Raw genomic sequence first — 8,164 nt, forward strand, 5'->3', positions numbered from 1 at the left:
TGGGTGTGGGGGATATGAGTGGGGATGTGTTCGGTAACGGGATGTTGTTGTCGGAACATATTCGGTTGGTGGCGGCGTTCGATCATCGGCATATTTTCTTGGATCCGGATCCGGATGCTGCGTCGTCGTTTGCCGAGCGGCAGCGGTTGTTCGGGTTGGCGCGGTCGAGTTGGGCGGATTACGATCGGTCGCTGATCAGCGCGGGCGGCGGGATATACGACCGCACCGCCAAGGCGATACCGGTGACACCGCAGGTCCGTGTGGCCCTGGGGCTTCCGCAGTCCACCACCAGGTTGTCCCCGCCGGAAATGATCCGGGCAATTCTCGAGGCGCCGGTGGATCTGCTGTGGAACGGCGGTATCGGCACCTATATCAAGGCAAGCGCCGAAACCAACGCCGACGTCGGCGATAAATCGAACGACGCTGTCCGGGTGAACGCCGATCGGCTGCGGGTCAAGGTTATCGGTGAAGGTGGCAACCTGGGTGCCACGGCGCTGGGCCGGATCGAATTCTGCCGTAACGGCGGGAAGATGAACACGGATGCGCTGGACAATTCCGCCGGTGTCGACTGCTCCGATCACGAGGTGAACATCAAGATTCTGCTCGACGCCGCCGTCTCGGCGGGCGAACTGGATATCACCGACCGCAATCCGCTGCTCGCGGAAATGACCGACGAAGTCGCCCAACTGGTCTTGCGGGACAATATTTCGCAGAACTTCCGGATCGGGCTCTCGCGTTCGGTCGCCGCGCGGCGCGGAGCCGTTCATCGGCGGTTGCTCACCGAACTGGAAACCCGCCGCGGTGTGGATCGCCACTTGGAGGCGCTGCCGTCGGATGCGGAGATGGAGCGGCGCGTCGCGGCGGGTACCGGACTCACGTCACCGGAACTGGCGACCGTCATCGCTCATGTCAAGCTGGCGCTGAAGGCCGATCTGCTGGCCGGCGATCTGCCCGACAGCGCATTCTTCAGTTCGCGGCTCCCCGACTATTTCCCGACCCCGCTGCGCGAACGGTTCGCCGGCGCGATCGCCAATCATCCACTGCGCCGCGAGATCGTGGCAACTGTCGTGGTCAACGAGATGGTCGATTTCGGCAGCGCGACCTACGCGTTCCGGCTGGCCGAGGAGATCGGTGCCACGACCGATGATGCCGTGCGGGCATTCGCCGCCGCGGTGGATATTTTCCGGCTGCGGGACGTGTGGCATCGCATCCGGACGACCCCCATGCCGACGGTGGTTCGTGACCGGCTCGAGCAGGAGACCAACCGCGTCCTGGAGCGGGCCGCCCGGTGGTTGTTGCTGAATCGCCCTCAGCCGATTGCCATCAGCGCCGATATCGCTCGTTACCGCGACGGTGTCCAGGCGCTTGCCGGTGAGGTCGCCGGCTGGTTGCCGGCGCCCCTGTCCGAACGAGTAGCCGCGCGCGCCGCAGCCGCGGCGGCGGACGGCGCGCCCGCCGATCTGGGCACTGAGGTCTATCACCTCATCCACTTGTTCCCCCTGCTGGACGTTCTGGATATCGCCGATATCGCCGAACGGGACGCGCACGAGGTGGCCGAGCTGTATTTCGCGCTCAACGCCCACCTGGAGATCACCCGGCTGATCGATGCGGTGGGCGAGCTCGACTACGACCAGCGCTGGGCCGGTCTGGCCCGGCTGGCATTGCGTGATGATCTCTACGAATCGCTGCGCCTGCTGACGCTCGATATCGCCAGCGCCACCGACGCCGAGGACCCGGTATCGGAGAAGCTGGACTACTGGGAACAGACGAATCGGTCGCGCCTGGCCCGAGCTCGGGCGACCCTCACCGAGATATTCGGAGTCACCCGTCACGACCTGGCCACTCTCTCGGTGGCGGCCCGCCAGGTCCGCTCGCTGGCCGGGACCTCGGAGTCGGCCGCCGTCGCCTGAGAATACCCACCCCTGCTTTCCGTACTCGGACGACGCGGTGCAGCCGCCGAGTCCGCGGCGGAAAGCAGGGGACAGGCGTGCTCCGGGAAGGGCCGGCGCAGATCAGCTGAGCTGGGTGGGACCTCCGCACGATGCGCAGAATTTCGCCGTCGCGAGGAGTTGCGCCCCGCATTCCCGGCAGGCCGGTACCTGTGCGGGTGCGAACCGAATTCCGCAGTTCACACAGAAGTTGGCGCCTTCCGGATTCACCGTGGCGCATCCGGTACACACCGGTGCGGCGGCCTCCGATCGTGACCCGCCCGAGGCGCTTCCGCCCGGTAGTTGGGCGGAGCCGGTTCCCGGTGGCAGACCTTGCTGCGGAGCCGGCTGCTCCGCGTGCTCCCGGTGCTGCCACGGTGACGCCGGCCGGCCCCCGGGCGCCGGGGGATTCGACTGTTGCAGGGCATTGATCCCCAGGGCCGCGCCGAGGAATCCGCCGTCGTGTCCGTGTCCGGTGGCCAGCCCTTGACCGGCGCCCAGCGCCATCTCTCCGGCCGCGTACTGCCGGAAGTCACCGGCCAGCCGGATATAGGTGACGTCTTTCGCCAGTCGTTTGAGGCGGTCGGCGTCTTCCGGGGCGAGCGTGATGTCGAAGTTTCCGAGCCTGGGGACCCGCAGGCCGTATTCGTAGAGCGTGGTGTTGGTCTGCTGCAGGACGGCACGCTCGATAGCGGGCAGTTCGCCCGACAAACCGAGCACAGGCCATTCGCCGCTGGAAACCCCTCGTGTGACCGCGATCTTCATGGATTTGAGCAGCAGGTCGGAGCTCCACGACTCGATTCCGGCCGGATCGTGCAGATCGGTGCTGCCGGCCAGTGAGGTGATCAGCTGCTCGGCATCGCGGACCGTCAGGGCGAATTCCCCGAACACACGCAATGTGAGGATCTGCTCGCTGACCGGGTCCGCGATATCGGCCAGCCGGCCACCGAACTTGACACCGGCGAACTCGCGGGTCGAGACGAAATAGAGCTCGGCCCGGTAATAGTTGCCACCGGACAGAGTGTCCACCAGGGCGCCCAGCACGGGCAGCTCGTCGGCGTCTATTCGGTGCCGGCCCGGCCCCAGAACGCCCAGGACGTGACCGGACTTCACGAACAGCGCGGTCTGGTCGGCGTTGACGATGGCGCGGGAGTAGCGCCGGATGTTCACATCCGGCCACTTGTAGACGAGTTGTTTCTTGCCGGTCTCCGGGACGGCGATGAACTCGCGTTCGAACCAGGCCATCGGGCACTCCTCAGCAGTTGACTTATCCAGCGTAACGACGTTCAGCGGCTCGATCAATCGGGCGGTCAACCTGCGTCTAAACCTCCTTGCTGCTGAAAGTTACGGATTCTCGCTGGATTTCATCTGGCGGCCACCTATTGATCGTGCCGCTAACTAGCGGTACATTGCTCGCAGACATGATCTGCGCCACTCGAAAGGCAAGACTGATGACAACTGTTCAAGAGCCTCGGGGACAGGAGGCGCCGGCGGACGGTCTGCACGCCGAAGATGCGGGCTACCACAAGTCGCTGCGCCCTCGGCAGCTCCAGATGATCGCCATCGGTGGCGCCATCGGCACCGGGCTGTTCCTCGGCGCCGCCGGCCGGCTCCGCGAGGCCGGTCCGGGCCTGTTCCTGGTATTCGCCGTTTGCGGCATCTTCGTATTCTTCATTCTGCGCGCCCTGGGCGAACTGGTCCTGCACCGCCCGTCGTCGGGCTCGTTCGTCTCCTACGCTCGCGAGTTCCACGGGGAGAAGCTGGCTTTCTCGGTCGGCTGGATGTACTTCTTCCACTGGTGCATGACCGGCATCGTGGATATCACCGCGATCGCCACCTATGTCCACTTCTGGGGCGCGTTCGAGGTGATACCGCAGTGGACCATCGCGCTGATCGCCCTGGCCATTGTCGTCGCGATCAATATGATCTCGGTGAAATGGTTCGGTGAACTGGAGTTCTGGGCGGCACTGATCAAGGTCGTGGCCCTGGTGGGCTTCCTGATCCTCGGCACGATCTTCCTGGCCGGACGTTTCGAGATCGACGGCCAGGCCACCGGCTTCAGCGTCGTCAGTGACAACGGCGGTTGGTTCCCGACCGGTTTCCTGCCCCTGATCGTCGTCACCACCGGTGTGGTCTTCGCCTACGCCGCGGTGGAACTCGTGGGCACCGCGGCCGGTGAAACGGAGAACCCCGAAAAGATCATGCCGCGCGCCATCAACTCGGTGATCGCCCGGATCGCACTGTTCTACGTCGGCTCGCTGATCCTGCTCGCCCTGCTGCTGCCCTACACCGCCTTCACCGCCGGTGAGAGCCCGTTCGTCACCTTCTTCTCCAAGATCGGCATCGACGGCGCCGGTTCGATGATGAACCTGGTGGTGCTGACCGCAGCCTTCTCCAGCCTGAACGCCGGCCTGTACTCGACGGGTCGCATCCTGCGCTCCATGTCGATGAACGGCAGTGCGCCGAAGGTGGCGGGCCGGATGTCCAAGAGCGGTGTGCCCTACGTCGGGATCCTCGCGACCGGCGCCATCGCACTGGTCGGTGTAGGACTGAACGCGCTGGTGCCCGAGCAGGCGTTCGAGATCGTGCTGAACGTTTCGGCACTGGGCACCATCTTCTCGTGGGCGGCGATCCTGCTCTGCCAGCAGAAGCTGTACCGCTGGTCCCAGGAGGGTAAGGTGGACCGGCCGAAGTTCCGGTTGCCCGGTGCCCCGTACACCAACTACGCGACCTTGGTCTTCCTGGCCGGCGTCGTCCTGCTGATGCTGTTCAGCGATGAGATCGAACAGCGGGCAGCGGTGATCGCCATGGTGCTGGTCGGTGTTCCGGCGCTGGTGGGTGGCTGGTTCCTCGCCCGCAAGCGGGTCGGTGAACTCGTGGCGGAGCGTGCCGAGCCGGCTCCTTCGCTCGCGAAATCCACGGAATCGGCCGAGACGGTCCGCGTTCTGGACGAGCCGGAAGATCAGCAGTAGATCGCACCGTAACCGCGTACTTCCCCGGACACTGCGTCCGGGGACGTACGCATTTCCCAGGAAAGGGAACGCCGGTGTCTCGGCGCTCGGGGTGCGGGATCACAATGGACTCTCGGTTCACCCTGTGGGTTTGAGAGGTCGTGCATGCCAGAGCATTCCAGCCCGTCCGAGCCCCCGCTGTCGCCACCCTGGTCGCCGCGGCGGGTACGCGGCGCGGCGATGCCGCGGCGGGCCGCGCACACCTGGTCGACCCGGCGCACCACCAGCAGCGGAAGTGTGCACCGGGGACCGGCGTCGGAATCGGACCTCACGCGCGCCGCCGAGGAGTTGCTCGCCGAATCCGGTGCGAGTGGTCCGCGTAGTCCCACCGACGCCGCTGCGCCGCCGAGTGGATCCGGGGTATTCGTTCCGGTGACCGTCGGCCAGGCCCCGGTGATCGGGGCGCCCCCGCAGACCGCCTCCGCCCCGGACTCCGGTGGGGATATGGACTCGGCCGCCGGCGGTGCCGTTGCGCCGGACCGCGAAAGGGAAACGGACGGCGGGGTTTCCGCAGATCAGCAGGCCGGCGATTCCGGTGACCTGTCCGGTCTCTCCGATTTCGACCGGGCCATCGCCGCGCTCACGGGCGACGATATCGCGCGGCTCAACAGCCTCGGCGACCCGGAGGACGACGACCTCGAAGCCCTCCTGCTGGCGGATGACGACGATCCCGACGCCGATTTCGATCCCTTCGCCGGGTTCGACGACGAATCCCTCTCGGGTCGCAATGCCCGCTCCCGGCCGAGTGTGCGGCGGCTGGGCGCCGGGCTGGTGGCCTTGCCCCGGGTGGATCCGGTCGACCCCGCCACCGCTGTCCTGGCGGATCCGGTGGTCCCCGAGAACAAACGTTTCTGCTGGAAATGCCAGGCGCCCACCGGGCGATCCGGCCCGGACGGACCCGGTGCGGTCGCGGGGGAATGCGCGCGCTGCGGTTCCGCCTACAACTTCCTGCCCGCCCTGTCCACAGGCGAGGTGGTCGCCGAGCAGTACGTGGTCAAAGGGTGTCTGGCCCACGGTGGCCTCGGCTGGATCTACCTGGCGGTCGATACGAACGTCAGTGACCGCTGGGTCGTGCTCAAGGGCTTGCAGAATCCCCAGGACTTCGAAGCACACGTGGTGGCGCTGGCCGAACGTCAGTTCTTGTCCGAGATCACCCATCCCGGCGTGGTCAAGATCTACAACTTCGTCAAGCACCGCTCCCATCGGGAGGTGGCCGACGGCTATATCGTCATGGAATACGTCGGCGGGCGGTCGTTGAAGAAGATGCTGGATCTGGCCGGCCCGGAGCGTATTCCGGTGGCCGAGACCCTCGCCTACATGATGGAGGTGCTACCCGCACTCGACTACCTGCATTCGTTCGGTTTGGCCTACAACGACCTGAAACCGGACAACATCATGGTCACCGACGACGAGGTCAAACTCATCGATCTCGGCGCGGTGGCGGCGATGGAGTCCTACGGCAGCATCTACGGCACACCGGGCTATCAGGCGCCGGAGATCATCGAAACCGGGCCGACGGTCGCCTCGGATATCTACGCCGCCGGTCGGACCCTGGCGGCGCTCATCCTCGATCTGCGCAAAGACGCCCAGGGCGATTACTGCGCGGATATACCCACGCCGGAGGGGTATCCGCTGCTGCGGAAGTATCCGTGCCTGCACCGGCTGCTGGTAAGGGCGACCCATCCCGATCCGAGCCGCCGCTTTCCGTCCACCTACGCCATGTACTGCCAGCTGGCCGGCGTGCTGCGGATGGTGCTGGCCGCCGACACCGGCCGCGAGCACCCGCAGGCCTCTGCCGAATTCGGATCACTGCGGGGCGATTTCGGGATCGACGCGCTGATCGGGCAGACCGACGGAATGGTCGACGGCGCGCACCGCAGCTCCGTTCTCGACACCGAGTCGGTCGTGGCGGCTTTGCCGATTCCACTGATCGACGCGGACGACCCCAGTGTGGAATTACTCGCGCCGCTGTTGCACGGCGACGCGCGCCGCACGCTGGATTCGTTGCGCCAGACCGCCGAACGGATCGCGGCCGGCACCATCGATGCCCCGGAGACCTTCGAGGTCGAAGGGGCACTGACAGCAATCCGTGCCCATATCGATCTGGGTGACCTGTCCTCGGCGATGGCCTTGCTGGACGTGCTGCGGCCGCGTGCGGTCACCGACTGGCGGGTGGAATGGTTCAGTGGGGTGGCGGCGCTGCTGGAGGGCCAGTATCAGCGTGCCTACCTGCACTTCGACGAAGTGCACACCATGCTGCCCGGGGAAATCGCGCCCGCGCTGGCGCTCGCCGCCACCGCGGAACTGGTATTGCAGTACGAGAAGTCCACCGGTGACCTCGGCGATGCCGATCGCTGGCACCGGGCCGCCACCGAGTTCTACCGCCTGGTCTGGCAGACCAACCATGGTGTGGTGAGCGCGGCATTCGGTCTGGCGCGGCGATTGGCGGCCGACGGTGAACCGCTGCAGGCAGTGCAGGTACTCGACGAGGTGCCCGATACCTCACGTCACTACCGCACCGCTCGGATGACCGGCAGCCTGCTGCTGGTATCCCGGCCGCACAGCGAGATCAGCGAGGTCGATCTGCTCGAGGCGGCTTCCCGGCTGGAGATTGCCGACGAACCGCGGGCCTTACAGCTACAGGTCGTGGTGGTGGGGGCGGCGCTGGAATGGCTGCGTTCGCGGATGCGACCCGCCACCACCTCCACCACCCTGCTGGGGTACCCGCTCACTGTGGCCGGTTTGCGCAGTGGTCTGGAGTCGCGGCTGCGCGCACTGGCTCGCAGTGCTCCCGAGCGGCTGCACCGGTATCGGCTGGTGGACCTGGCAAACAGTGTCCGGCCGCGTACCCGGTGGTGAACTGCTCAGGGACGTCCCGGTGTACGGCGGCGGCGCAGCGCGGTGGGTAGCAGCGGCGCCGAGACCAAGACAACGACCAGCAGCAACAGCCACAGCCACCCGCCGAAGGCGAGAGCGAGGGCGAAGGCGAAAGCGGCGGCACATCCGGCCATGATCGCGAAACCGGCGGTGGGATCGGCGGGCGGCGGCGGTGCCGACGGTGCCGGCGCGGCCGGGAGGTCGGTGAACAGGCTCGCCAGCTCCGCTGTGGTGGTCGCGGCGGTTGCCGCGCCGGCGCGGGGCGCGGTGTAGGGGAGTGTGAACCCGCCCGCGCCCCGATGTTAGGCGGGCGCCCGCAACGCCCGTTAGCGCGCCCCCCCGGGTTTA

Annotated in this window: 6 protein-coding genes; 4 read left to right on the plus strand and 2 right to left on the minus strand. The window is 66.6% G+C overall.

Annotated features, from left to right (window positions below):
- Positions 1 to 1,910 (plus strand): NAD-glutamate dehydrogenase domain-containing protein (locus QH195_RS32735; protein ID WP_280438241.1); only part of this gene is annotated, 1,910 nt, incomplete at its 5' end.
- A gap of 102 nt (positions 1,911 to 2,012) precedes the next feature.
- Here QH195_RS32735 and QH195_RS32740 read toward each other — a convergent pair.
- A complete protein-coding gene (locus tag QH195_RS32740) occupies positions 2,013 to 3,173 on the minus strand; it encodes an SPFH domain-containing protein (RefSeq protein WP_280438242.1) in 1,161 nt (386 codons plus the stop codon).
- A gap of 206 nt (positions 3,174 to 3,379) precedes the next feature.
- On the opposite strand from QH195_RS32740, the gene QH195_RS32745 reads away from it, so the two are divergent.
- Both QH195_RS32745 and QH195_RS32750 read left to right on the plus strand, forming a co-directional pair.
- Positions 3,380 to 4,900 carry an amino acid permease gene (locus QH195_RS32745; protein ID WP_280438243.1) on the plus strand — a complete coding sequence of 507 codons (1,521 nt, stop codon included), beginning with the start codon at positions 3,380 to 3,382 and terminating at the stop codon, positions 4,898 to 4,900.
- 144 nt (positions 4,901 to 5,044) lie between these two features.
- Positions 5,045 to 7,798, plus strand: a complete 2,754-nt coding sequence (locus tag QH195_RS32750) for a serine/threonine-protein kinase (protein ID WP_280438244.1) — start codon at positions 5,045 to 5,047, stop codon at positions 7,796 to 7,798.
- 5 nt (positions 7,799 to 7,803) lie between these two features.
- Here the strand turns inward: QH195_RS32750 and QH195_RS32755 are convergent, their stop codons facing one another.
- The gene (locus QH195_RS32755) at positions 7,804 to 7,950 is read right to left on the minus strand and encodes a hypothetical protein (RefSeq protein ID WP_280438245.1); all 147 of its coding nucleotides are present in this window, start codon (positions 7,948 to 7,950) and stop codon (positions 7,804 to 7,806) included.
- On the opposite strand from QH195_RS32755, the gene QH195_RS32760 reads away from it, so the two are divergent.
- Positions 7,949 to 8,089 carry a hypothetical protein gene (locus QH195_RS32760; RefSeq protein ID WP_280438246.1) on the plus strand — a complete coding sequence of 47 codons (141 nt, stop codon included), beginning with the start codon at positions 7,949 to 7,951 and terminating at the stop codon, positions 8,087 to 8,089. The genes QH195_RS32755 and QH195_RS32760 overlap by 2 nt on opposite strands.
- Positions 8,090 to 8,164: the final 75 nt, after the last annotated feature.

Source organism: Nocardia carnea (assembly GCF_029868855.1).
Classification (GTDB): Bacteria; Actinomycetota; Actinomycetes; order Mycobacteriales; family Mycobacteriaceae; genus Nocardia; species Nocardia carnea_A.